Here is a 25,983-nt window from a genome sequence, read left to right as displayed (position 1 = left end):
TAGGTTTTGGCTGCATGATATAATTCTTAATTTTGTTTGTCAATGAAGTATTTCTTTAGTTTTGTCGTTGAAATTGTAGGGAGCTTTGTGTATTATTTGTTCTATGGTTATGGATGAAAGATATATAGTACAAGATAAGTATGAAAACCAAGATTGGGTTAAGAAGGGAATAGTCGGTAAGACTACGCCTTGGCAAGTGTTGGATAAATTCCATTCTGTTTGGGTTTCGGCTTCGGCAGGATCTGGAAAGACTTATTTATTGACTGCTCGTGTGCTTAATTTGCTTTTGTCTGATGTAGAGCCTGAAAAGATTTTGTGTATTACTTATACTAATGCGGGTGCTTCGGAGATGAAGGAGCGTGTTAACGGTAAGTTAGAGGAATGGTCTAGAATTTCTGATGATGAGTTGTTTGAAGAACTTAGGGAGATGATTTATTCTGATACTAAGAAGTATTCGGATGAGTTTATTAGAAGTAAGTTTGAAGTTGCTCGTACATTGTTTTATAAAGTTTTGCAGATGTCTGCTGGGATGAAGATACAGACTATTCATTCATTCTGTCAGTCGGTTTTGAAAAAGTTCCCAGTTGAAGCGGGTATATCTTCTAATTTTAAGGTTATAGATGAGAGAGATGTTGAAGAGCTTCTTGAAGTAGCATATAAGAAAGTGTTTATTGCTATGAATGGAGGGAACTATGGAGTGTCTTCGGAAGAAGATGAGTATTTTTCTGATGGTATATTGGCAGAGCTTCAAGATGTATTTAAGATTATAGTTGATAATGTTTCCTATGCTTCTTTTGAAGGGTTGAGAAATGCTATTATCGGTGGTAGAAGAGAGTTTAAGAAGTTTTTTGATTTTTGTGAGAGTGAAAATCCTGAAGATGTTTTAGAGTCTGTTAGGTATCAATTGGAAAGAGTTTTCTTGAGTAGAGTTGATGCTAGTTCTAAGGATGAAGTTTGGAAGAAGTTTTTAGATGAGAGACCTTTCATTAATGTTTTGAAAGAATTTGTTGCTACGGTTGATGAGTATGGTCAGAAGGATGCTGGGGCTAGGGCGTTTGGTAATGTTCAGAAGATGAAGAAGATGTATTCTTTTGAGAATGATGTTGAGGGAAGAAGAAGTCAAAAGGCTTATTTAGAAGAATATGCTAGTGCGTTTTTAACTTCTGATTTTAGTAAGGTTAAGAGTAAGGCTTATTTGATTAATAAGAAGATGGATACTGAGTTTCCTCATTTCATAGACTTTTTAATGAAAGAGGGGGAGAGAGTTCATAAGCTTATGTATGATCTTTCTGCTTTTGATGATTTAGAATATACTTATGCTGTATGTTGTTTTGCATATGAGTTTATTAGAGTGTTCCAAATGGAGAAGACGCTTAAGGGGGCTATGGATTTTGATGATATGCTTGACCTTGTGAACAAGTTGTTTTCTAATCCGAGTTTTGCAGGTTGGGTGCTTTATAAGTTGGACGGTGGTATAGATCATTTGCTTGTCGATGAGTCTCAAGATACTTCGCCATTCCTATGGGATATTATTAATTCTCTTACTGAAGAGTTTTTTGGAGAAGGTAAGGGAGAGTTTGATGCTAAGTCTGTGTTTGTAGTGGGAGATAAGAAGCAATCTATTTATTCTTTCCAAGGTGCGGATATACATCACTTTAATATGTTTAGAAAGAAATTGAGAGATAGGGTTGTTAATAGATATGATGCTGGGAAGTGGCAGGAAATATCTAAGAATGTTTCGTTTAGAACATCTCCTCCCGTGCTTGAGATTGTTAATGCTGTGTTAGAGAATTCAGAGGGTAAGGTTGGAGTTGTAGAGGCTGAAGATTTACTTGAGAAAGATGGAAGTATTAATGAAAAGGGAGTGGCTCATATTTCTGTGAATTCAGATAAGGCTGGGGAAGTTGTTATATTCCCTCCATTGTCTAAGGATGCTGAGAAGGTAGATAGAAAGAAGGCTTTAGAGGCTGAATGGGAAATGCCATATGAAGTTACTGAGAAAGATTCTCCGTTGAAGAAAGTCGCTATACAGGTTGCAGATCAGATAGATAAGATGATTAAAGATAAGGTTTGGTTGGGGACTAAGAAGAAGTATGTTTCTGCTTCAGACTTTATGGTGCTTGTTAGAAAGAGAAATGATTTTAGTAACTTGCTTATTAGAGAATTGTTTAAAAGAAATATAGAAGTGGCTGGAGCTGATCAGTTAAGTCTTAATAACTATATAGCATTTGATGATATGCTTGGGTTATTAGAATTTCTTATGGTTAAGGAAGATGATTTGTTACTTGCGTCGGTATTGAAGTCGCCTATATTCGGTTTTGATGAAGATGATGTGTTTAAGTTGGCTTATGGTAGAGAGAATAAATCTATTTACGAGTGTTTGAAGGAAAGATATTTTTCAGGGAAGAATGTTGGTGATATGGATGGACTTTTTACTCCTGAAATGAAAACTTATAATGAAGAATATGATGATAGGGATTGTAATAGTCAGAAGTTTGATAGAGCTTATTTGATTTTGGATAAGTGTTTTGAAATGTTTGAAGATGGAGTGTCTCCTTATGATTTCTTTTCATTTATTCTTGGTGAGTTGATGGTAGATATAGAGTTCTATAAGAGACTTGGTGGAGAGTTTGAAGATTTCGCTGATGAGTTTATTAAGCTTTGTTTGGAGTTTGAAAATTCTACGTATCATTATTTGGGTATTGTTGGTTTCTTGGATTGGGTTAAGAAGTCTAATAATAATGTTAAGAGAGATCTTTCATCTTCTTCTGTTTCTGGTGTTAAGATTATGACTTGTCATGGATCTAAAGGTTTAGAGGCTCCAGTAGTTATTATACCAGCTGTGTTTGCTGATAGTTCTGGTGGTGGCGGTGGTAAAGTAGATATTTACTTTGCAGATACTAATGAAGAGGAGTTTTCTCATTCGTCTTATAAGATACCTGTTTTAAAACATCCATTTTCTTTTGTTGGAGCTAATGGTTCGATGCTTTATTCTGAGCTTAAGGAATTGAAGAAAGAGAAAGAGGGCGAAGAGCTTAATAGATTGTTATATGTTGCAATGACTAGAGCTAGGGAAAAGCTTCTTGTATTTGGTTTTGAGAAGAATGATTGGTATGATAAGATGAATATTGCTATGGATTCTTATGCTAGTGTTTCTGTTGAAGAATTAGATGATGGTGGTAAGATTAAGAGGATTGTTGCTTTAGGTGCTGAAGAATTTTCTGAAAAGGTTTGCGGTGGTAAGGTAGAAGTAGAAACCGTAGAAGATGCTATTGTTGAAGATGTGGATATAGTTAGAGAAGCTGTTGATTTGAGAGTTGTTGAAGGAGCTATTGAATTAGAGCAAGAAGATATTTTTGCTGAGGAAGTTTCTGAGAAGCAGGCGGTATCTATATTGGATGAGGATTTTGTGAATAGTTCTGAGCTACCATTGAAACGTGGTATTGTAGTTCATAAGATGATGGAATATGTTGAGAGAATGAAGCCGTTGGATGCTGAGAAGGTTAAGAAGACTTTTGATGAGTTCTTGAAGTCTTACTCTGATTTGTTTTCTGATGATGTTAGAGAGAAGTTTTTGAATAATGTTATGAATCTTTATGAAGATGATAGGTTTAGAATATTGTTTGATAATGATTTTGCTACGTCTGAGCTTACGTTGGCTTACGAAGGTGGTTTAGTTCGTTTAGATAAGCTAGTTAAGCGCGGGAATTCTGTATTCATAGTTGATTTTAAGACTGATGAAGTTCCGCCTAAGTCTTTTGAAGATATTTCGTCTAAGTATAAGGTTCAGTTAAGGACTTATAAGAAGTTAGTTGCTGAGGTTTATCCTGATTGTAAGGTTTATTCTGCTTTGTTGTATTTGTCGGATTTGTCGTTCTATTTCGTATAAATTTGTATATTTTACTTCATCTGATTGTAAGAAGCACTTAAAACTTTGGGCAGTCGAGTATTATATATACACGACACCCAAATTTCTAAGCACTTTTACTTCCATCTAAAGCAAACTATAAAAAATTTAAATCATTTTTTTATCCACTCGATTAAAATACTTGTTTAATTATTTTGATTTAAATCAAAATATGAAAATGAAAACCCCCACCATTCCTTTCGGATTGATGAGGGTTCTCTGCGGTCTGAAAAATTAAGGATTAATAGTAACTAGTTTCCACCAAATCGGATTGAGATACCTACTTTTGGTCCCCAATATGTTACGTTTTCTCCGCTTAGGAGTTCGTATCCGCCTGTCAGCTTTATTCCTTTGAAGTAAAGGTTTAGACTGACTTCTCCTCCGTATAGTACGTCGTGAGAAACTATTGACCTGGATATTACTTCTCCGTAACCTCCGTATCCGGCAATCCCAAGGTTTATTTTGAGATCATCTCCGTCTGAAAGTAGGGAGTTGTATCCAAGTTTTAAAACGCCAGCGGCATTTATTCCTTCAATTTCCAGTTCTTTTTCTCCTGGAGGGGCGAATATGCCTCTGATACCGAATGATGCACCTTGAATTTTTTCATAGGTGAATTCTGCATTTAGAAGAGTACTTTTATAGTAATCTTCTCGGTCAGTGTTATTTGTTGCGGCAGTTATGCCTGCTCCAAAATAAACTTTCCATTCGTCTGCGTCGGCTACGTCTTGTGCATTTACTTTAGTTGTTGTCATTGTGATTGCTACAATCGCGAATAACATTGCTAATAAATTTTTCATTTCTTATATTTTTTTAGGTTTTACATTTTAATCTATTTTTATTTGGGGAGGAGGTTAGAAAACTCCTCTTTATATATTGCTCTCTATTCGAGATCATAAAGTGTACAAATAACTTATGTTGACAATATATCATTAAAATAAAATATTTGTCAAGAAAAAAATAAAAAAATCTTGAATTTTGTTTTTTTTTGGTTGGGCCTGGTTCGGTGATAGGAATTTTTGTTTGTAATGGAAAAAAGATGTTGCGTTTTTGTTCTTATTGTGTTATTTTGATTTTATATAGAGATTTATTAGGTTTTCTCAGTGTTGAGAAATTTATTTAAGGATTGGATATATGATCGAGGAAAAAGAAAAAAGTGTTGTTAATCCTAATTTGATGGATGTGGATAAGAATAGAGATATTGAGTCTACTAGACCTTTACAATTGGGTGATTTTACAGGGCAGGTTCAATTAAAAGATAATTTGAAGGTGTTTATCGAATCGGCGAAGACACGTGGTAAGTCTATAGATCATATACTTTTTCATGGTCCTCCAGGGCTTGGAAAGACTACGTTAGCGAAGATTGTTGCTAATGAGTTGGGAACTGGATTTAGAGGGACTGCGGCGCCAATGATTACTAAGTCAGGGGATTTGGCTGCTATTTTGAGTAATTTAGAAAAGAATGATGTTTTGTTTATTGATGAAATTCATAGATTGACTCCAGCGGTGGAAGAGGTTCTTTATGCTGCTATGGAAGACTTTCAGTTGGATATCATTATTGGGGAAGGGCCTTCAGCTCGTTCTGTTAAGATAGATTTAGCTCCTTTTACTTTGGTTGGTGCTACTACGAGAACAGGTTTATTAACTACGCCTTTGCGTGAGAGATTTGGAATTCCTTTGAAGTTACATTTCTATGAGGATAGTGAGTTGGCTCAGATTGTTAAGAGAGGTGCTGGTATTTTGGGTGTTAATCTTGATGATGGTGGTGCGCTTGAGATAGCTCGTAGAAGTCGTGGTACGCCTAGAATTGCTAATAGATTACTTAAGAGGGTAAGAGATTTCTCTATTGTTGATGGTGTCGGTTTGATTACAGCAGAGGTTGCTGATAGTGCGTTAAATCGTTTGGATATAGATAAGCAAGGTTTAGAGATTTCAGATAGGGCTTATATGAAGTTTATTATAGATAATTTTAGTGGTGGTCCTGTTGGTATAGAGACTGTTGCTGCGGGATTGTCTGAAGCTGTTGATACCTTAGAAGATGTTATAGAACCATTTCTTTTGAAGAAAGGATTTTTGAATAGGACTCCACGTGGACGTGTTATTACTCAAAAAGGGTATGAGCATTTAAATATTGCATATTTAAATGAGAATTAAACCGATAGGATTTGGGAATTTTATATTAAGGGGAATATGTTATGGAAAAAAGATTAAGCTATTTTCAAATGTTTGTTGCTGCTATTATTTTTGGTGGTATGGTTTTTTCTGGAAAATTATTCGAGCAGATGGGGGTTTCAGTAGTCGAAATATCTTTGATACCTTCAATATTTCTTTCTGTTGGACTTTTATTATACCTTAGAGAAAAAATTTTTAATGTTTCTAAATTAGGTAAAAAATACATATTTTTATATTGTGTTTTGGCGGCAGCACAATGTTTTGCTACATTTATGCCTTTATATTTAGGAGTTTCTGTTTCATTAACTATACTTCTTCTTTATACTCAGCCGGTTTGGACAGCTTTTATATCTCATTTTGTTCTGAAGAGAGGTACTAGATTGTTTGAAATTGTTTCTTTAATCTTAGTTCTTATAGGAGTTGTTTGCCTTGTTGGATTAAGTGACTTATCAGGTTCTTTGTTAGGAGTTCTTTTGGCTTTGTTTGCAGGTTTAACTCTGGCATTAGAAGGGTTTATTGTGGAGAAGTTATCTAAAAATGATGTAGATGCTAACGTTTCTTATTTTTGGATGTTTTTATTTTCGGTTTTTGTATTTAGTTTTATGGGTTTTTATTTTATGGGAAATGCTAAATATCCCGAATTTGGATTGAACTTATTTTCTTTTGATAGATTAGATATGTTTCTTTATTTAGCACTATTTTCTTTCTTGTTCTGTTGGTTGGGAAATTATTTAATGTATAAGGCTTATAAGAATGTTTCTGCCTTACATGGAGGTTTGATACTTTTGTTAGAACCTGTTGGAGGAGTGCTTTTAGATGTAACTATTTTGAAAACTCCGTTGACTGATAACATTGTAGTTGGAGGAATATTTATTTTAGTTGGAAATATGTATTTAGCATATAAAGAAAATAAAGAATAGTTTTGAAAGGGGCGGAGAGCCTCTTTTTTATTAATAAATTCTCAATTCATTTGACAGGGTGCTTTTTTTATATATATAATTTATATAAGAAAAATTTAAATCTAATAAATATGGAAGCTGAAGGATCTTATCAAAGGTTTAATGTATTGTTGGTTGGAGATGATGACTTTAATGGGCAAATATTAGAAATCTTTGACGTCTACGACTCTAATAAAGAGTCTAAAGTTAATGTAAAGGGTTTTGTTCCAGGTATTCTTGATTGTTCTTTTGCATCTAATAATTGTCCTCTATTTTTAGATATGGATGAGGCTTTTAATAATGATGTAATTAGTCAGTCGGAAAACCTTATTGTTTTGATTTTTACTCATTCATTTGATGCAGTAAAAGTTATAGAAGAATGTTCTAAAAGAGAGTTGCCAATTGTATTGGGAACTTCCGGATGGAATAAAAAATTAGGATACTTATATTCTACCATGAAAGGGGTGCCTTTTGAAGTTCTTAACTTTAATAAGGATTCAATTTGTGATCATGAAACTAGGTCTATGATTATAGATGCCTGTAGAAGGATAGAATATAGTAAAGCATATTGTTAATTTTAAAATATTTGGGTAGTGTTTTTGCACTACCTTTTTTTATTTTGTTAAAAATTTGTTTTTGAAAAAGTTTGAGTCTAATCAATGATTTTAAATTTGTTTTTAAAGTTATGATTCTACCTTTTGTTTGTGGTAAATCATAATCTATTTATTTTAACTTTACATTGTTTAGGGATTTGTTATTATTTAGCAGATGAATTTAAAAAAGGATTTAGAAAATGATTAAAAATTATATAAATCAATATGAAAAATTAAATGGTTTTATGGATGGAAAAACTCACTGTATTTCAGCTAGAGTTTATTACCAAGATTTGGATTGTGCAGGAATTGTTTTCCATGCTAATTATTTGAAGTTTGCTGAAAGAGGTAGGAATGAATTTTGGAATATAATTGATGCAGATGTTCCTGCTGATGAAGTTAAGGAAGTTAGATCTGTTGGTGATTGGGCTTTGATAGATGTTAATATGAAATTTAAGAAGCCAGCTAGGTTGAATGAAAGTATTATGATTTTAACTAATGTTAAATCTTTTAATGGTTTGAAAGTGGAATTCCATCAAGAAATAAGACATATTAATGAAGATGGTTCTTTGGGAGATATTTTGGTGGAAGTAAATCCTACTTTAGTATTTATGATGAAAGATAGTGGAAGAGCTGCTAGAGCACCTAAGGTTTGGAGAGACGTTCTTTCTAAATATATTGTTTAAGGGACTTTGAATCCCCTAGGGTAATAGGTTGAACAGGGGAGTTCAGCCTATTTTTTTTTGTAAAAAAAACTACTTTTAAAGGGGAATAAAGAAGGGAAAAAGGGGAAAAAAAAGTTCCCTTCTTTTTTGGGAAATTAAAAGTGGTGGCCAAGGGCGGGATCGAACCGCCGACACAAGGATTTTCAGTCCTTTGCTCTACCAACTGAGCTACCTGGCCATCTTGAATTGCTCGTATTTTAATATAAAAAAAAATAAAAGTCTAGTACTTTTTTCAAAAAAAATCATTTTTTTTCGTAAAGCCTTTTTTTATCTTTGAAAATACTATAAATTATGTTATAATATTTGTAATAAGTGTGCTTAAGGAGAGTTTTATATGAATAAATCAAATATTACAAATCTTCATGATAATGTTGCTAATCAAGCTCCAAGCGGAATGAAAACTGTCTTGCCTAATATCACTGTTTTTGGTGTTGGTGGAGGAGGCTGTAATGCCGTTAATAACATGATAGAAAAAGGGATTGAAGGAGTTAGATTTGTTTCTGCTAACTCTGATTTGCAGTCGTTAGTTAATTCTCGTGCAGATAAAATTATACAGTTAGGTAAGCAGACTACAAAAGGTTTGGGGTCTGGTTCTAGACCAGAAATAGGTAAGGTTGCTGCAGAAGAATCTTTGGATGAAATTATTGAAGAATTAAAAGATGTTAATATGCTATTTATTGCGACAGGATTAGGTGGCGGTTCTGGTACAGGTGCTACTCCAGTTATTGCTCAGGCAGCTAAAGATAAAGGTATTTTGACAGTAGCTATTGTTACTACACCATTTGATTTTGAAGGTGATGGTAGAAGGCAAATTGCAGAAACTGCCGTTAAAGAATTAGAAGAAATTGTAGATTCATTAGTTGTGCTACCAAATCAAAATCTTTTTGAAGTGGTTGGTTCTGATACGTTAATGAAAGAGGCTTTTCAAGTTGCTGATGGCATTCTTGTAGAAGGTGTTAAAAATATTACTGACTTAATGATTAAGCAAGGTTTGATTAATCTTGATTTTGCTGACATTAGATCTGTTATGATGGGTAAGGGTAGGGCTGTTATAGGTACTGCTATTGCTGAAGGTGAAAACAGAGCTATTGTTGCAGCGGAAGAAGCTTTGGTTAATAGATTGCTTTCGTCAAATACTATTTCAGGTGCAAAGGGTGTTCTTGTGAATATTTCTGGTTCGGAAGATGATTTGTCATTGGAAGAAATTAGTACTGCCATGAATAGAATTAGAGAAGACGTTGGTTTAAGAGATTCAAATATTATTTTTGGTACATCTTTTGATGATGATTTAGCTGGAAAGATTAAGGTTTCATTAGTTGCGGCTGGTTTTGATGGAGTTGCTAATTTTTCAGGAACTTTCTCTAGTGCAGAAGTTGAAACGTTAGAAAAGGTAGTTGATGAAGGTGCTTTTGTTGATGGTATTTCTTTGAGTGACGCTGCTAAATCTGATATTGCTTTACAAAAATTATCAGAAGAGAAGAGAGTTCAAGCTGCGCAAGCTCCTGTTAAAGAAACTTTATTTGAAGAAGAAACTGTTAAAGCTAGTGATGACTTAGTGGTTCCTAAGGAAATTTCTGAAAGAGTTGTTGTTAGGGAGGCAGCTCAAGAAGCTCCAAAATCACCAATTGGTGAATTTTCAAGACTTAGAGATAAAATTGATGGTGTTGAGATTGGGCAAAATGAAGAAGATGTTCAATTAGAGCAAGAGTTTAATACTATTGCTGAAAATCAAGAAACTGCAGAAGATATTGCTGAAGAAATAACAGAGGAGATTGAAACTAAATTGCAAGAGTCTCCATCAGTTGTTGAAGAAGATGTTTTCGTAGAAATTGAAGAAGATGGCGAAGTAGATAGAGTTGATGAAGTTGTTGTAGAAACAACTGAAGATGTTGAAGATGAAGATAAGAAAATTGGTAAGTCTAAATTTTTTACTTCAATCTTTAAAAAAGGTAAAAAGGAAGATGAAGCTGAATTAATTGAAGAAGAAGTGGATGAAGTTCCTTTTGAAGAAGTTGATATTGAAGAAGAAGTTGTAGTGGAAGAAGCACCTGTTGTTAGAACTGTTAAAAAAGAAACAGTTGTTAGAAAACCAGCACCAGCTGCAAGTGCTACAGCAAGTTCAGATGATAAACAATTAAAATCTGATAATGTTGTTTTCATTTCTAGTTCTATGAAAGAGAAGGGTGAAGAGAAAAAACCTTTTAATTTGATGGATGTTATTGAAGAAATGGAAGAAAGCTTGGATATACCAGCTGTATTCAGAAAATAATATATCGGAATGATTTTATGGAAATAGCCTCCCATTAGGAGGCTATTTTTTCGATGAGTTCAACATTTTTTTCATTGATAGGTTCTGCAGTTTCTCTAACTACATCTTCTATTTCAAAAAGTATGAAGTTTCCACTAAGAACATTTAGTTTTATTCTTTCAAGAAGTTTAAATTTAAATCCGTTTATATTTATATATACGAATTCACTTTTTATACATCCTGTTGTTATTAGATCATCTTCTAGATGAATTAAAACGATGGAATAATTTCTACATGTTGGTTTAATGAAACATTCATTGAATTCTATTCTCTCGAATTTTTTGTCACTTGTTTCTAGGTAATATTCTTTTTTTGAAGAGATTTCCCTGGAAATAAATCCTTTAGAAAATTTGTTATTTAATATTTTTAAAGAATTTATATTTACTGTATTGCGAATTTTGTTGTTCATTGTGTAATTAGGTTTAAATGTTAGAAGCTATTTTTATGATATCATAAAATAGGTTGTTAGACAAGAATGTTTTCTTTTGTTGTGAAAAAAAAATCTTGATTAATAAACTTTATAGTTGTAGTGTTTTACCAAAAGAAATTTAAATCTAATTATTTTTATTTATGAAAAAAGAAGAAATTTTTAATGTTCTAAAATCTGAGATAGCAGATAAGGCAGGAATTCATGAAAATGAGGTTGAATTAAAATCTAACTGGGTAGATGATTTGGCTTTAGATAGTTTAGATCATCTTGAATTTATTCAATTTTGTGAGAAAAGGTTTGATATTCATATTTCAGATGATGTTGCTGAAAAAGCTGAAATAGTTCAGGATTTTGTAAATATAGTTTATAATATAATTAATTAAACCTAAAATTTTTGATTATGACAAAAGAAGAAATTTTTAATGTTTTAAAGGCTGGTATCGTTGATAAATATGGAATCAATGAGGACGAAGTTGTTTTGGAAGCTAATTTAACGAAAGATCTTCCTTTAGATAGTTTGGATATACTTTACTTTATTCAACTCTGTGAAGATAAATTTAAAATTACTATTCCAGATGAAGTTGCGGAAGAGGCTAAAACAGTAGAGGACTTTGTTAATATTATCTATGATATAAGAAATGGAGTTGTCGCTTAAAGCCCAAATATTTAGTTTATAAAAAAAGCCCTTCGGAAGAGGGGCTTTATTTTTTGTTTATATTTATGAATTTACTTGACAAATAAACTATTGGTGATAAATTTATTTTAAACCAATTTTATAAACCAAACATTTTAAATTATGAAAATAAAATTTTTTACTGGAAATAATTCTAGTGATAAAGATCAAAAAATAGCTGAAAAACCAGAGATTGATTGTAATTATCAATTTTATAAAGAAATAATTAAAATTATAAAAGAGAATTCTTTGGTTGAAAATGCTTCAGGAATAACAAGTCGTTTTTTTTGGGCTCAATTTAAATTTGAAGCCGATTTTGATAAAAAGAAATTGATAAGTCTTTGTGAAGAAAAATTTTGCTTGAAAATTCCAGAAGAGGAGTGTAAGGATTTTTCTAAAATTTATCATATTTCAGATTATTTGCGGACTTATTATCGCTGTAAAAGAGTTATTGATATTTTGAAGGAAGAGAAATTTGTTAAATCAGGTAGAGAGATTAAGTTTCAAGATGATTTAATTTCTGATCTTGGTCTTGATCCTGCGGCAAAATTGCGTTTTGTTACGTTATGTGTTAAGGAATTTAGTGAATTGGTCACTAAAAGAGAGACAGAAACAATAGCTAAAGAAAAAAATACTATTGAAAAGATCGTTAGGGAAATTGAACACCAACACCTTATGTGGGTATATGATTGACATCGATTTTTGAGCTTCAAAAAAAGCCCTTCGGAAGAGGGGCTTTATTTTTTTGAGTAGAGATTTGTTTAGTCTCTGTATTGGCTGACGTAGCTTTCTAGTACGTTGTTGTACACTCTCATTCTATATTTTCTTTGAAGTTTTTCAATTTGTTCGTTCGCAAGAGATTCTTGGAATGCTTGATCTACTTCTTTGATTTCATCTTCGCTTAGAGTTTTGATATCTTTAGTAGGGAAGATTGTTTTGTTGATTGAGAAAAGGTAATATTTTTCTTCGCCCATGATAATGTATTCTTGATTTTCTTTTTCTGCAGATAAGATTGCGTCTTTAAGTTTCTTTTCAAGTTTTTCATCTTTTTTAGAAACTTTTACAGTTTTGAATTTTAAACCGTTAGATGCTGCTGCTTCTTCGAAAGACTTATCACTTTTGATAGATTTAATAACGTCGTTTAGAGACTTGTAAGCAGCTTCTTTTTTCTTTTTGTTAGTCCATTCAGTAATAAGTTTAGACTTAACTTCATTGAAAGATTTTGGAGTGCTTTCTTTGATGTTATTACATACGAAAACTATTAGAGATTTACCGTGATTAACTAAGTTACTTTCCTCACCTTTTTCTAAAGAGAAGATAGTTTCTAAGTTTTCTTGAACGATTTTATCTTTGTTTTCTCTATCTTTTTTGATGTTGCTTACGTCGAATTTTCCTACGTTATATTTTTTAGAAAGTTCATCAAGGTCTTCACCTCCAATGATGTCGTCTAAAATGTTTTCAGCAGTTTCTGTTTGATTTTCAACTGTTTCATCAATTTTGATGTACGAAACGCTTCTAGATTCTGGATTTAAGAATTCTATTTTCTTTTGTTCGTAAAGATTTTGAAGTTCTTCTGCTGTTGGAGCAGTAGTGCTTGAGAAATTTTTAGGAGAAACTTCTACTAATTTTATTTCTCTAGTTTCGTTAGCTACTTTGAAGAAATTGTTTTTGTAAAAATCAGGAACTATTGAAGGAATAGTTAGGATTTGGTTTGTTAATTTTTGAACGCTGTCTTCTTTGATTTTGTTAATGAAGCCTTTTTCTGTGTAGCCAGCATTTTGGATAGCATATTTAAATGTGTCGTAGTTGAATGTTCCATCAGCGTCTTGGAATTCTTTTGTATTAGAAATGATTTCATATGCTTGATCGTTTGACATGATAAAGCTTCTATCTTTTCCATAAGAGTCAACTAGGGCAGTGTAGCTAAGTTGTCTTAGGAAGTTGTTGAAGAAAGCTGGGTTGTTAATAAATGTTTTTGTGTTGAAGTCTTTGCTGTAGTATTTCATCATTTGTACTGAGTTTTCTACTAGACCATGGAATTCTCTTAAACCTATTTTATGGTTTTTTGTTTCAATTATTGGGGCTGAACTTGTGTATCCAGACATATATCCTGTGAAACCTAAGAACACGAAACTTCCTGCTAATAATAGCATGATACCTTTTACGAAAAATTGATTTTTCTCTTTTCTGAAGAATTCTAACATTTATTATTCCTTTCCTAAAATAAATAAATTTAATTATTGCATTTTCATTATTATATAATATATGATAAGATTGTTAAAACAAGTAAAATTTTGAAAAAATAAGGAGATTTTCATGAATAATAAAAAATTGATTGCCGGTAATTGGAAAATGAACGGTTTGAAGGAAGATGTAGCTCTTTTAGACGCATTGGTTAAAGGTGTTAAATCTTTAGATGAAACTAAATTCCAAATGGTTGTTTGCCCTCCATTTACTATGACGGCTGTTGCTTGCGAATTGACTAAAGATTCTTCAATTAAAGTAGGTGGACAAGATTGTCATACTAAAGATTCTGGAGCTTATACTGGTAATGTTTCAGCTGAAATGTTAGAAGAGTTAGGTGCTGAGTTTGTTATTCTTGGACACAGTGAAAGAAGACAATATGAAAAAGAAACTGATGCCTTAGTTGCTGAAAAAGCTGATACTGCTTTAAAACAAGGCTTAACTCCTATTGTTTGTGTTGGTGAAGTTTTAGAAGATAGAGAAGCTGGTAAAGCTTTAGATGTAGTTGCTGCACAAGTTAAAGCATCTTTACCTAAAGCAGGTAATGGTGATACTGTAGTTATCGCTTATGAACCAGTTTGGGCTATTGGTACTGGTAAATCTGCAACTCCAGCGGACGTTAAAGAAATGCATGATTCTATTGCAAAGGTTGCTGAAGATATGGGGTATGCTGGTGTAGCTATTCTTTATGGTGGATCTGTTAAACCAGAAACTGCTGAAGAAATTTTAGCAATTGATTCTGTTGGCGGTGTGCTAGTAGGTGGTGCGTCACTTAAGGCGGATTCATTTCTAGCTATTGCTAGTGCTTCTTAGAAGATAAGGGGATTTGGGAATTTTGAATATCTGTTCCTGATAAATGATTATCTTATTTACTATTTGTAAACTTCGAAATCATTTTCAGAAACATCTAAGTCAAAAGTAACCAAATCTTCAAGATTTAAAGTCTCAGGAAATAAAATTTTTCTGGGATTTTTTCTTTTTTAGACAAAAAACTTGACAAATAAGATGTTTGTGGTATGTTTTGTTTTAATTTATTAATTATTAAATTTTTAGAGGAGAGGACACCTCTATAAAAAATAATAAATTTGAATATTAAATTTAAAAAAACTAAAAAAGTATAGAGCCATGAAAAGTTTATTAGTATTTTTTGTTTTGTTACAAATCTTATTTTTACCTTCTTGCGAAGAAAAATGGAATCCTGGGGATTATATTAAAGAAGATTTTGTAAAAGAAAGTTTTTTAATAAAATTTGAATCTGGAGCTTCAATTATTATTGAAAAAGGAACAGAATTTCAGGGGTTAATTGAAACTTCTGAAGATTTGCCTTTGTATGTATCTTTTATGCCTATAAATTGGACTGAAGATCGCGTTGAGGTTTTAGCGGATGATATTTTTATTAAATTGACTTCTGGAAGAGAGGTTGAAATAAAAAAAGGAAGAATCGCTAGATACTGCTTTCCAGGTCCTTCTCTAGAAGAGGGGGAGAATTTTGGATTTGAATTAGTTGAAAATTAGAATTTTAAAAAATAGAGTCGGGGTAGGTACTTACGACTCTTTTTTAATGTAAAGATTCAGTTGTTATGATGTTTTAGTTACTGAAGTTTTGTAAAAAAAGCACCGTAGTGGTGCTTTTATTTTTTCTGGATTGCCACGCTCTGCTCGCAATGACAATGAAATATTTTTTTTACTTCTTTGTTATGAATTCTTGCATGTTATCGAATAGTGGTTTTAATTTACTTTCGAATTTGCAACAACATGTATTCATTCTTATAAGTTTTGTTTCACCAGAATTCATTTTTTCTAAATCTTTATAAAGTTTTTTAATCTTTTCTTTTTGCGATTCTTTTTGGCATTCTGTTTTTACGATAATACCATTAGCAGCACAAGGGTTTACAAAGTTGAATTCATATCCTTCTACGATTGGAGAGATTAGGGCGAAATTTGTAATTTCAGGTCTTCTCATTAAAAGGTGTAATGCTAACCATGAACCGAAGCCGATTCCTACTACGTGAACTTCTTCGTATTTGTCATTTGTTTTTTCCATCCAGTCTAGGATGTTTGCAGCATCTGTGATTTCTCCTTCGTTACCTGAGAATTCACCTTTAGAAAGACCAACGCCTCTGTAGTTAAATCTAATAACGTTGAAACCTTGTAGTGTGTAAGTGTGATATAGCGTGTAGATGGCTTTGTCGTTCATGTGACTACCTCTTTTTGGGTGGTCTGAAAGTATTACAGCTATTTTCTTATTTTTTTCTTCGTTTTTATGATATCCAGCTTGAAGAAGACCTTCTTCGCCGTTAATAGTAATATCCATTTTTTATTCCTCTTTTTAATTAAGGGTTTTGGGGATTTTACTTATCTAATCGTAAGAAATAATTTTTATCTAAAGCGATCGAGTATTATTTATACGCGATACTTTATCTAAAAATCATTTTTACTTCTATCTGAAGCAAAATTACCAAAACTCCGAGAGTTAAAATTTTTATATTATACTTTTTACTTTCATTCGCACAAAATACTTGGAAAAAGTGCAGAAGTAAAATTCGTTTTTTTTAACATTTTTCTTTAAAGCAAATTATCCAAAACGTTATGTGGAAAGATTGCTTTATGAAGTTTTTCATTTCTGTAAAATGTGTGTAAAAATTTTTGAGAAATTTTGTTCTCTAAGGTTTATTTTATTGATTTGTTCTGGAATTGCAATAAGAACTTTAATCTACTGTTGCAATTTATTTTTAATTCTTTGAAAAAATTGGGAATTAATATGTGGTTTTGCTTTAAATTTCTTGTTGATCTCGGATTAAGTCCGGGATGACAGGAGAGGGGTTTGATAAAATGAAGTTTTTAATTGTCTTTTGTTCTAAAATTTAGTATCATTATAGTATGAAAAAATAAATTTAGGAGAGTTTTATGGTTAAGCTTCGAAATAGTTATTTTGCTTTAGCTGTTGTTTTTGGTTCTTTTTTTGTATGTCCAAATACATCTAATTCATTCTTTTTCTTTGGTGGTGATGAGAAAAATTTATCTACCGATGAAGATGTTCAAGTTAGTGATTTCTTAGGTGTTGAAAGTGAATACGAAAGAGAAATTAATAGTATGGAAGAAATGAATGCTGATTTGGAGATGAGACTTCATCAACAAGAATATGAAAATGAGGTGCTTAAACAAAAGTTAAATCATGCAATGCAAAATAAGACTATTTATAATGAAGATCTTAGATTCGCAAAAAAGCCAACTGTGGTTTGTAGAGATTTTAATTGTACAAGAGTGAATAGTAAGACTACTTCAGAATTTTTGTATTCTAATTTGTTTAAAATGTTTTATTATAATAAACATTCTAATATTGCGATTTGTGAAGCAGATCCTAATAACAGAGCTTGTTTAACTTCTGGTATTAAAGTAGCTGCGGATGTTGGTGCAGGTACTCCAGTTGTTTTCGATTTAATGTCTGCGACTATTTATGGTTTGGATCATGACAAACAATTCAAAAGTTTAGAATTTGCTTTACAACCAAACTTGTTGGCTAATGGTATTAAGACAAAATGTACTGCTTATAATAACAGAATAGAAGTTAGAGGTTCTAATTCTATTGTTGTTGTTGGTGGTAATTATTATTGTGATCTTAATTCTTCTAGAAACGTTATTGGTAACATTATTTATAATATTGATTATATTGATTTAGATTACAACTTGATTGGTGCATATTATACTTTTAACTTTGAAGGTGGTGCTAATGCTGGTAAAACAGGATATTTCTTAATGAAATTCCCAGAAGGTAATAAAGTTGTTGTAGAAAAAGAAAAATCAGATACTACTAAAGATGGTGGTGAATATGTTGTTCCTGGAAGATATAAAGTGATTCCTATTTCTACTGAAAAGAAAGAATTATATAAAGAGTCTTCTTTCTCTAAAGAGATTAAAGGTGGAACTATAACTTCAAGTTCTTTTAAGAGAGTTAGAGAAGTTACGTCTGAAGATTTAACACCTGGAACTCCTGGAGCTAGAAGAGAATAATAGGAAAAAAGTCTAATTATTTGAAGTGCCGACCTTGTTTTCTTGGTCGGCATTACTATATATATAAGATATATTATAATAGCTTTTTTACTTGAATTGATTTTCGGTATTGTATTATAATTGTTTTAAGTGAGGTTGAATATGGAAAATGATAGAAGATTTAGAAAAAGATACCATGTCTTAGTGGTTGATGATGATGAAAAGCTTAGAGGATTATTGACTTCTTTTATTAAGGATAATGACGATTATCTTGTTTCTTGTGTTAAAGATGCGGATGAGGCCCTTAGAGTTGTTTCTAAAATATCTATAGATATAATGATTTTAGATGCTATGATGCCTGGTATGGATGGCTTTGATCTTGTTAAAGAGCTTAGATCTAAAAATTATAATTTCCCAATATTGATGTTATCTGCTTTGGATGAAGTGGAAAGTAAAATTAAAGGTTTAGAAGCTGGGGCGGATGATTATTTAGCTAAGCCGTTTTCTCCAGATGAACTTCTTTTGAGAATTAAAAATATTTTAACTAGGGTTTATAAGAGAGTAGAGACTAAGTCTTATAATGATAGTGATAAATATATTTTTGGTGAAGAATTTGAGTTTGATTTTTCAAGAAATTCGTTAGTTAAGGCTGATAAGGCTATATCTCTTTCTTACTCTGAAGGGGTTTTGTTATCGTTTTTGATAAATCATAGAGATGAAGTTTTAACTAGGGAACAATTAGCTGAGGCACTGAATTTATCAGAGAGTTTGAGAGCAGTTGATGTTCAAATTACTAGATTAAGAAAGAAGATAGAAATAAATCCTAAGAAGCCTAACTTTATATTGACGGTTAGAAATAAGGGATATAAATTTATATCTTTTTAATTTTAAACGGCGTCTTTTGTACGATTGATTGCGAGAAATATTTTTAATCTTTGGCGATCGAGTATTATTTATACACGATACCAAATCTGAAAAACATTTTCGCTTCCACTCGAACAAAAATACTTGTTTAAAATATAATGTTAGATGACAGTTAAGAAAATTTGATTTTAAAAATAAGAAAAGGTGATGATATGAAGATGAATTTTATAGGACATATGTTTAAGAGATTTTTACCTAAAGGATTGATGGGAAGAACGATGCTTTCTTTGATTATTCCTATGATTATGTTACAAACTATTGTTGGTTATGTATTCTATGATAGACACTGGGATACAGTTTCTAAACGATTGGTTAATTATTATGTTAATTCTATTAAATCTGCAGAATACTTTATAGATTTTGAAGATAGAAACCAAGAGTGGATTAAGTCTTATTTTAAAGAGATAGAAGATATGGATGTTAGTTATTTTCCAAATACTGAATTTGTAAAGAAGGAAAATCTTTATCCATATTTGATTAGAAATTATCCTAATGCAGAAGAAGCTTTCAGACAAGAATTTGGTGATGGTAATTATAATATTATTGCTAATGAAGAAATGAAGCATTTGAGAACAGAAGTTAATTTTAATGGTGGATTGCTTGTTGTTGAGTCTTCTTTGAAGAAGTTATTTACTAGTTCTACGGCAGTTGTTTTCCTTTGGATAATTTTTGGTGGTATATTTGCTGTTCTTATAGCTTATCCGTTTATAAGAGGGCAGGTTAGGTCTATTGAAGATCTTGCGCAAGCTACTGAAGATTTTGGTAAAGGTAAAGAGGTTGTTGGTTTTGTTCCTAGTGGTGCTAGTCAAATCAGAAGAACAGGAAATGCTTTCTTACAAATGCAAAGCAGAATTACAAGAGTGTTTAATAATAGAATGAAAATGTTATTTGCTATATCTCATGATTTGAGAACTCCTTTGACTAGAATGCTTTTAGAAGTTCAAAAGACTAAAGATTTAGATTTAAAAGAAAACCTTAATGAAGAAATTGAAGATATGAAGAGAATGATTGATGAATACCTTGAATATGCTAAAGGAGAGGGTGGTGAAACTACTAAGAAAGTTGATGTAGAAGATCTTCTTGGTAATGTAGTTGATAGATTTAATTCTTTTGATAAGAAATTTGTTTGTAAGTTTGCTCATCTTGATAAAAAGGTTGATCTTAAACCGGAAGCTATGAAGAGATGTCTTAATAATGTTATCATGAATGCTGTTAGATACGCTGATACTACTGTTTTAGTTAAGATGAGAAAAGAAAGAGATAATATTGTAGTTAATATTGAAGATGATGGTTGTGGTATTCCTGAAGATAAGAGAGATGAGATGTTCAAACCATTTGCTAGAATTGAAACTTCTAGAAATACAAAGACTGGTGGAGTAGGTCTTGGACTTGCTATTGCTAAGGAGATTGTATTGGCTCATGGTGGAGATATTTATCTTAAAGATGGTCATTCGTTGAAGGGGTTGAGAGTTAAGATTGTTTTACCTATCTAATTAAACGGCGTCTTTTGCACGATTGATTGTAAAAAGTACTTTTGACTTTTGGCAGTCGAGTATTATCTATACACGACACCAAAATTCTCAAGCACTTTTGCTTCCACTCGCACAAAATACTTGTTTAATCTGCTATTATAAAATCTTTGAAAATTTCTGCTAAATTGCTTTGAAGTAAAAAACAAAAAGCCCCGTTTGGGGCTTTTTTATTTACAGCATATGTGGTTGACTATTTCTTCGTTTTTTTCTTTTATCTAAATATTTTATACTTCTAGATTTTTTATTTGAAAATTCATTGTTTTCTAATTCTATAAGTTTTTTATCTATGAAGTTGTTAATATCTATAATCTTAGACGAAGATGTATTGACTATTGCTTTGATTAGCTTAGTCAATATTGGCTTTTTAACTCTAATCATTTCATTTCCAGAAATTAGTATGTTAAAGCTATCTCGCCAATCATCTACGATTTTAAAGAGTATTCTATTCTCTTGTGTTTTAATATCAAAAGAATATTGTCCGAATAAATTTATCATAAACTTATCATTTTCTTTTGATATTGATATATCGTGTTTTTTTAGCTGTGTTGTTTTTTTTAATAGATGGATTTCTTTTAAAATATCATCCCCATTTAATTCGTCAGTTTCTTCTAATCCCCATAGAGAGCTTCCTACAGTGAGGGGTTTTTCCATACAGGATAACCTGTGAAGAAATAGTTTTTCCATAGGACCTTCATTAAGAGGGTATCTATTGTTTTGGAATCTGACTTTAAGAATGTTGTTTTTAAAATAAAAGAAAATTTCTACTTTTTTTTGATTGTACATTTTAATAATTTTAGGTTCAAATTTAACTTTTCCAATAAGAATGTTAAGAATAAAAACTTAAATGTCAACTAGAAAAAATAAAAGCCTCCCGGTGGGAGGTTTATTTTATATATCAAAGATTATTGGTAAGGCAAATATTATTGCTAGAGCTCCAAAAAATAGTTCATGAGACCATTTGTCTTCTTTATATTTTATAGAAGAATAAACCATTATAAGAGGTATAGTTAATCTTGCGAAGAATACCGCTAAGCTGATAGGCATTAAGCTCATAGAAAACATGAATAGGATTTCTGCGAATGCTATTACTGAACCAGCTATTAGTGTTTCTTTTTGTATAAATATCTTTTCCCAATTTTTTAATGAGTGAGATGATATAAGTGAAATTGTAAAGAATGATACAGCATATATAAAAAGGTGTAATGCCCAATGAGTATTTTTTATAACTATGTGGTCTATAATTATTAATGACATAACTAGGAAGATTAGTTTTGTTAATCTTTTAAGACCTTCTTTTGATAGTTTAGATCCAGGTCCAACTATGAAGAATAATAGTCCTAAAATTCCCATAAATAGAATGGATAGCTGAGCTATTATTGATAGAGTTTCTCCAAAAAATGCATTAAGTATTAAAGCACTTACTCCAAGAGATATGAAATGTTGGAATGAAATAGATGATACGTTCTCTTTTAGAATTTCAGTACTTATTTTAGTTGAATTCCAAACAATGAATCCTTTTAATACTGAGAATATTAATAGGGGTGAATATAAAAATGGTTTGGCGCCTTCCCAAGAAGATACTATAGCTACAGTTCCACTTAGTAAAATCCATGTACTAATAAAGTAAGTGTTTTCTTTACTTTTAAAATGATCAGCACATGGTTTTAACGTTACCATAATAAAGAATTTGCTAATGAAAATTAGTATTCCTATTAATAAAATATCCATTTATGTATTACCTATAATTTTATTATTGGTTCATGTTTTCGAAAAAGTCGTCATTATTCTTAGTGTTTTTGATTTTATCAATTAAGAATTCTATTGCGCCTTCAGATCCCATATTGTTTAAGATTTTTCTTAAGATCCAAGATTTTTGCATAGTGCCATCAGTTACAAGTAAATCGTCTTTTCTTGTACTTGATTTAACAACGTCGATTGCAGGGTAAACTCTTTTGTTTGAGATTTTTCTATCTAATACGATTTCAGAGTTACCAGTACCTTTGAATTCTTCGAAGATTACTTCGTCCATTCTTGAACCAGTTTCTACTAGGGCAGTAGATATGATAGTTAGAGAACCACCTTCTTCTACGTTTCTAGCTGCACCGAAAAATCTTTTTGGTCTTTGTAATGCGTTTGCGTCTACACCACCAGTTAATACTTTACCTGATGAAGGAATTACAGTGTTGTAAGCTCTTCCAAGTCTAGTGATTGAGTCTAGAAGGATAACAACGTCTTTTTTGTATTCTACTAATCTTTTAGCTTTTTCGATAACCATTTCAGCAACGTTTACGTGTCTTTGTGCTGGTTCGTCGAAAGTAGAAGATACTACTTCACCTTTTACAGATCTTTTCATGTCTGTAACTTCTTCTGGTCTTTCGTCTATTAGAAGAACCATTAGGTATGCTTCAGGGTGATTTTCTGTAATAGCGTGAGCAATTTCTTTAAGCATTACTGTTTTACCTGTTTTTGGAGGGGCAACGATTAGAGATCTTTGTCCTTTACCTTGAGGTGAAACTATGTCGATAATTCTTGTAGTTAGGTTAAGTTTTCCATTTTTGCTATTGGCATCCATATATTCTAGATTTAGTTTTTCATCTGGGAATAGAGGAGTTAAGTTTTCGAATTTAATTCTTCTTTTAGCTTTTTGGATATCTGCTCCGTTAACAGTTAAAACTTCATTAAGAGCGAAGAATTTTTCTTTTTCTTTTGGTATTTTTACACTACCTTCAACTGTGTCACCTTTTTTAAGTCCTGATTTTTTGATTTGTGCAGGAGAAACGTATACGTCATTTGGACCAGACAGGTAGTTTTGATCTGCAGCTCTTAGGAAACCGAAACCGTCTTGTAAAATTTCTAGGACACCTTCAACGATTACTTCTTCTTTCTTTAATAGTTTGTTTTTCAAGATTTCAAATCTTAAACCAGAAGTATCTAATTTACTTATATTATCTATGCCAGCTTCTTCAGCCATTTTAACTAGTTCTACAACGCTTTTCGCTTTAATTTCTTTTAAATGCATGATGATTCTTTCTATACTTTGATATTGTGTTTGAAATTGCTATTTGTTAGCAATTGAGTTGATTAAAAAATTTTTGATTTTCCTAATTGAATTTCTTTAAGATGTTTTGATTATAAGGGAAAATATGGGAATTGTCAATATTATTTTGAAAATAGTTTATTAATTCTGTCGAAGTCTGGTTTTTCAGCGTTTAGTTCGTCCATAATTAATTTTTGATGTTCTTTTGGAAAGTCATTTATTGTAACGACTTCGTTTTCTTCTATGTTTATTTTATTAAATTTGTTTATAGGAACTTTGTATTCGTATTTGATTTTTTCTTTATCATCATATTCGATTACAGTAACTTCTTTAGCATTTAGTAATTCAGGTCTAACCTGTTCGTTGATGAAATCTAAAATTTTTATGTTTTGATTATCTCTATATAATAGAGCGTGCTTACCTCCGTCATAGACTATTTCTACGTCTTTGGGGGGTATTTCGCAATGTTTTGTGATAATTAGTAATTCGTTTGAAAAATTTTTCAAAATGGCATAGTTCTTCTCTTGAATAATCTTGAACTTAGGTCTATCAATAACATTATTGAGTGTGTCCATATTAGCCATATCCTCTTTAATACAAAAATTTTAGTGATGTGAAATAATTATAATATAAATGTAAATGCTTGGCAAGAAATATTTAAAATTTTTTTATCTTTTTTAGGAATATATTGAGAAATAAAGGTTTGGTATAGGTAAGGTTTTGAAATAGTTATAAATATCTATTTATTTAAGTTAGAAAATGCTTGTTAAAATCTTGTTTTAATTGTTTATGACTTTTAAAGGTTGTTTCTTTTTTGCTTTATTATTTTTTTATATTTGATATAATATTCTAAAGTAAAATTGTATAAGGAAAAGGTTAGTTGAATGCCTGATTGGTTAAATTTTTTAGATTTTCTATTTGTTGTAGTTCTGATTTTGTCAGGTATTTTTGCTTACGTAAGAGGTTTTACTAAAGAGATGTTTGCTATATCATCTTGGTTTATAGCTGCATTCTTGGTTAAGTTTTTATTCCCTCTGTTAGAACCGTTAGTTATTTCTGGATTTGGTGGAGAAGGTTCTATTTGGTCTTCGACCGTTACTTATTCAGTATCGTTTTTTCTTTGTATTGTTTTGATCTCATTTTTTGCAAATAAGTTATCTAGAAAAATAGGGGATTCTGATTTAAAAAATGTGGATAAAAGTTTAGGTGTTGTATTCGGTCTTGTTAGAGGAATATTTATAATGGCTATATTTTATATTTCAGTTCTTTGGTTTATTTCGGATCCAGCAAAGAAACCATCTTGGATGAAAAAGGAAGCTAAGTCAGCTCCTGTTATTAAATATTCTGTTAACTTAGTTTCTAAACTATTTCCTGAGAGTGAAGATTTCGATAGAATTAAAAATATTCTTGAAGGAGAAGATGAAGGTTTCAATCTTAATAAGATGGTTGGAAAGAATATGCAAAATTCAGGTGCGCTTATTAAGAATTTAAAAGATGTTCAACAGTTTGGTGATCTTGGTATTGCAGTGGAGAATGACTCTGCTGATTTTGATAATATGTTTAATAATATTACTAAAGAGACTACTTATACTGAGGAAGAAGTTAAAAATCTTGAAGATTATCTAAAGAAGATAGATAAGTTGGATAGAATTGAGAGTGATCTTTTAGATTAATTATTAAATTTTGATAAATTAAAAAGACTGGTAAATGCCGGTCTTTATTTTATCTTGACAATTGATGGGTGTTTATTTATATCTTATTTAAAATAAATTTGAACCTAAATTTTACGTGTATGGATTATTTGAATGGATTAATTCTTGAGGAATTGATGAATAGAGAACTTTCTGAAAAGGAAATTTCAGAAATAACTAAATATTTATTTCCAAAGGATTGTTTACCTATATTTGAGTCTGATTGTATAATTTTTTCTCCTTCTGCTTTTGCTGTTAAAAATCGCTTAACATTTTTGGTTGATTACTTTAATAAGTTTCCAAAGAAACCTGTGATTTTTATTAGAAATGGTCGAAAAGAAAATTATTTGACTGTGGAGAATAATCAAGAGAGAGAAATTGTCGAGGATGTTTACTCTAGAGATTTCCCTGGCAGAAATTTTTTTGAAGATTACAAGAGGGGGGAAGGTTGGCTATTGAAGAGAGCTTTGATTGAAGAGTTTGGAATAGATGAAAGATATTTTAGGGTATCTTCAGAAATAGAAACTCTAGATAGATTTTTTGATGATAATAGATCTGTCTTTAGAGCAAATAGGTCTCTTTTAATGCCTCAACCTTTCGAAAAGAGATTTTTAAAAAGGTTTTTGGATCTAGTAGGTTATGATGTGGCTTATCATTTAATGAAGACTCCATTTAAGGATGAAAAGTATGGAGATGCTTCAGAGAATGAGTGGTGGAAATCACCGGCGTCTAAGTCTCTTGTTTTGGCAGAATTTGACTTAACAAGGAAAAGACTTGAGAATAGAATATTAATTTAAATATTTAAAAAGACTGGTTTTGGCC

24 protein-coding genes and 1 tRNA gene are annotated in these 25,983 nt (G+C 31.3%); 16 read left to right on the top strand and 9 right to left on the bottom strand.

Annotated features, from left to right (window positions below; translation table 11 throughout):
• Positions 1-109 precede the first annotated feature (109 nt).
• The gene (locus N4A44_03945) at positions 110-3,889 is read left to right on the top strand and encodes a UvrD-helicase domain-containing protein (GenBank protein MCT4552793.1); all 3,780 of its coding nucleotides are present in this window, start codon (positions 110-112) and stop codon (positions 3,887-3,889) included.
• Positions 3,890-4,158: 269 nt separating this feature from the next.
• Here N4A44_03945 and N4A44_03940 read toward each other — a convergent pair whose 3' ends face one another.
• Positions 4,159-4,704, bottom strand: a complete 546-nt coding sequence (locus N4A44_03940) for a hypothetical protein (GenBank protein ID MCT4552792.1) — start codon at positions 4,702-4,704, stop codon at positions 4,159-4,161.
• A gap of 376 nt (positions 4,705-5,080) precedes the next feature.
• On the opposite strand from N4A44_03940, the gene ruvB reads away from it, so the two are divergent.
• From ruvB to N4A44_03920, 4 genes are all read left to right on the top strand, one after another.
• Positions 5,081-6,058, top strand: coding sequence for a Holliday junction branch migration DNA helicase RuvB (ruvB, locus tag N4A44_03935; protein MCT4552791.1), 978 nt, complete (start codon positions 5,081-5,083; stop codon positions 6,056-6,058).
• 41 nt (positions 6,059-6,099) lie between these two features.
• Positions 6,100-6,996 carry a DMT family transporter gene (locus tag N4A44_03930; GenBank protein ID MCT4552790.1) on the top strand — a complete coding sequence of 299 codons (897 nt, stop codon included), beginning with the start codon at positions 6,100-6,102 and terminating at the stop codon, positions 6,994-6,996.
• A gap of 110 nt (positions 6,997-7,106) precedes the next feature.
• A complete protein-coding gene (locus N4A44_03925; protein MCT4552789.1) occupies positions 7,107-7,589 on the top strand; it encodes a hypothetical protein in 483 nt (160 codons plus the stop codon).
• 218 nt (positions 7,590-7,807) lie between these two features.
• Complete coding sequence (locus tag N4A44_03920) at positions 7,808-8,293, top strand: acyl-CoA thioesterase (protein ID MCT4552788.1); 486 nt, start codon at positions 7,808-7,810, stop codon at positions 8,291-8,293.
• 141 nt (positions 8,294-8,434) lie between these two features.
• Here the strand turns inward: N4A44_03920 and N4A44_03915 are convergent.
• Positions 8,435-8,510, bottom strand: a tRNA-Phe gene (locus N4A44_03915).
• A 156-nt stretch (positions 8,511-8,666) separates the two neighbouring features.
• On the opposite strand from N4A44_03915, the gene ftsZ reads away from it, so the two are divergent.
• Entirely contained in the window at positions 8,667-10,601 is a 1,935-nt protein-coding gene (gene ftsZ / locus N4A44_03910; protein MCT4552787.1) for a cell division protein FtsZ, read from the top strand.
• A gap of 34 nt (positions 10,602-10,635) precedes the next feature.
• On the opposite strand, the gene N4A44_03905 is transcribed toward ftsZ, so the two are convergent.
• A complete protein-coding gene (locus tag N4A44_03905; protein MCT4552786.1) occupies positions 10,636-11,049 on the bottom strand; it encodes a hypothetical protein in 414 nt (137 codons plus the stop codon).
• 161 nt (positions 11,050-11,210) lie between these two features.
• Between N4A44_03905 and N4A44_03900 the strand changes: the two genes are divergently transcribed.
• From N4A44_03900 to N4A44_03890, 3 genes are all read left to right on the top strand, one after another.
• Positions 11,211-11,453, top strand: coding sequence for an acyl carrier protein (locus N4A44_03900; protein MCT4552785.1), 243 nt, complete (start codon positions 11,211-11,213; stop codon positions 11,451-11,453).
• A gap of 17 nt (positions 11,454-11,470) precedes the next feature.
• Entirely contained in the window at positions 11,471-11,725 is a 255-nt protein-coding gene (locus tag N4A44_03895) for an acyl carrier protein (GenBank protein ID MCT4552784.1), read from the top strand.
• Positions 11,726-11,866: 141 nt separating this feature from the next.
• Complete coding sequence (locus N4A44_03890) at positions 11,867-12,436, top strand: hypothetical protein (protein ID MCT4552783.1); 570 nt, start codon at positions 11,867-11,869, stop codon at positions 12,434-12,436.
• 68 nt (positions 12,437-12,504) lie between these two features.
• On the opposite strand, the gene N4A44_03885 is transcribed toward N4A44_03890, so the two are convergent.
• Positions 12,505-13,947 carry a SurA N-terminal domain-containing protein gene (locus N4A44_03885; protein ID MCT4552782.1) on the bottom strand — a complete coding sequence of 481 codons (1,443 nt, stop codon included), beginning with the start codon at positions 13,945-13,947 and terminating at the stop codon, positions 12,505-12,507.
• 112 nt (positions 13,948-14,059) lie between these two features.
• Here N4A44_03885 and tpiA point away from each other — a divergent pair, with 112 nt between their 5' ends.
• Positions 14,060-14,800, top strand: coding sequence for a triose-phosphate isomerase (tpiA, locus tag N4A44_03880; protein ID MCT4552781.1), 741 nt, complete (start codon positions 14,060-14,062; stop codon positions 14,798-14,800).
• A gap of 312 nt (positions 14,801-15,112) precedes the next feature.
• Positions 15,113-15,502 carry a hypothetical protein gene (locus tag N4A44_03875; GenBank protein ID MCT4552780.1) on the top strand — a complete coding sequence of 130 codons (390 nt, stop codon included), beginning with the start codon at positions 15,113-15,115 and terminating at the stop codon, positions 15,500-15,502.
• Positions 15,503-15,671: 169 nt separating this feature from the next.
• On the opposite strand, the gene N4A44_03870 is transcribed toward N4A44_03875, so the two are convergent.
• Positions 15,672-16,301, bottom strand: a complete 630-nt coding sequence (locus N4A44_03870) for an alpha/beta hydrolase (GenBank protein ID MCT4552779.1) — start codon at positions 16,299-16,301, stop codon at positions 15,672-15,674.
• A 593-nt stretch (positions 16,302-16,894) separates the two neighbouring features.
• Between N4A44_03870 and N4A44_03865 the strand changes: the two genes are divergently transcribed.
• From N4A44_03865 to N4A44_03855, 3 genes are all read left to right on the top strand, one after another.
• Positions 16,895-17,998 (top strand): hypothetical protein, encoded by a 1,104-nt coding sequence (locus N4A44_03865; protein MCT4552778.1) that lies wholly within the window; start codon positions 16,895-16,897, stop codon positions 17,996-17,998.
• A 141-nt stretch (positions 17,999-18,139) separates the two neighbouring features.
• Positions 18,140-18,862, top strand: coding sequence for a response regulator transcription factor (locus tag N4A44_03860; protein MCT4552777.1), 723 nt, complete (start codon positions 18,140-18,142; stop codon positions 18,860-18,862).
• A gap of 191 nt (positions 18,863-19,053) precedes the next feature.
• Positions 19,054-20,394 carry an ATP-binding protein gene (locus N4A44_03855; GenBank protein ID MCT4552776.1) on the top strand — a complete coding sequence of 447 codons (1,341 nt, stop codon included), beginning with the start codon at positions 19,054-19,056 and terminating at the stop codon, positions 20,392-20,394.
• Positions 20,395-20,604: 210 nt separating this feature from the next.
• Here N4A44_03855 and N4A44_03850 read toward each other — a convergent pair whose 3' ends face one another.
• The 4 genes from N4A44_03850 to N4A44_03835 form a co-directional block, all read right to left on the bottom strand.
• Positions 20,605-21,084 carry a hypothetical protein gene (locus N4A44_03850; protein MCT4552775.1) on the bottom strand — a complete coding sequence of 160 codons (480 nt, stop codon included), beginning with the start codon at positions 21,082-21,084 and terminating at the stop codon, positions 20,605-20,607.
• Between the two features lie 237 nt (positions 21,085-21,321).
• Positions 21,322-22,161, bottom strand: a complete 840-nt coding sequence (locus N4A44_03845) for a hypothetical protein (protein MCT4552774.1) — start codon at positions 22,159-22,161, stop codon at positions 21,322-21,324.
• Between the two features lie 22 nt (positions 22,162-22,183).
• Positions 22,184-23,452 (bottom strand): transcription termination factor Rho, encoded by a 1,269-nt coding sequence (gene rho / locus N4A44_03840; protein ID MCT4552773.1) that lies wholly within the window; start codon positions 23,450-23,452, stop codon positions 22,184-22,186.
• A 140-nt stretch (positions 23,453-23,592) separates the two neighbouring features.
• Positions 23,593-24,054 carry a hypothetical protein gene (locus tag N4A44_03835; protein MCT4552772.1) on the bottom strand — a complete coding sequence of 154 codons (462 nt, stop codon included), beginning with the start codon at positions 24,052-24,054 and terminating at the stop codon, positions 23,593-23,595.
• A 300-nt stretch (positions 24,055-24,354) separates the two neighbouring features.
• On the opposite strand from N4A44_03835, the gene N4A44_03830 reads away from it, so the two are divergent.
• Together N4A44_03830 and N4A44_03825 are read left to right on the top strand one after the other, a co-directional pair.
• The gene (locus N4A44_03830; protein MCT4552771.1) at positions 24,355-25,143 is read left to right on the top strand and encodes a CvpA family protein; all 789 of its coding nucleotides are present in this window, start codon (positions 24,355-24,357) and stop codon (positions 25,141-25,143) included.
• A 119-nt stretch (positions 25,144-25,262) separates the two neighbouring features.
• Entirely contained in the window at positions 25,263-25,958 is a 696-nt protein-coding gene (locus tag N4A44_03825; GenBank protein MCT4552770.1) for a hypothetical protein, read from the top strand.
• The last annotated feature ends 25 nt before the right edge of the window (positions 25,959-25,983 follow it).

This window comes from Alphaproteobacteria bacterium, from assembly GCA_025210155.1.
Taxonomy (GTDB): domain Bacteria; phylum Pseudomonadota; class Alphaproteobacteria; order Rs-D84; family CASDRH01; genus JAOASE01.
This window is presented reverse-complemented; position numbering and strand designations above follow the sequence as displayed.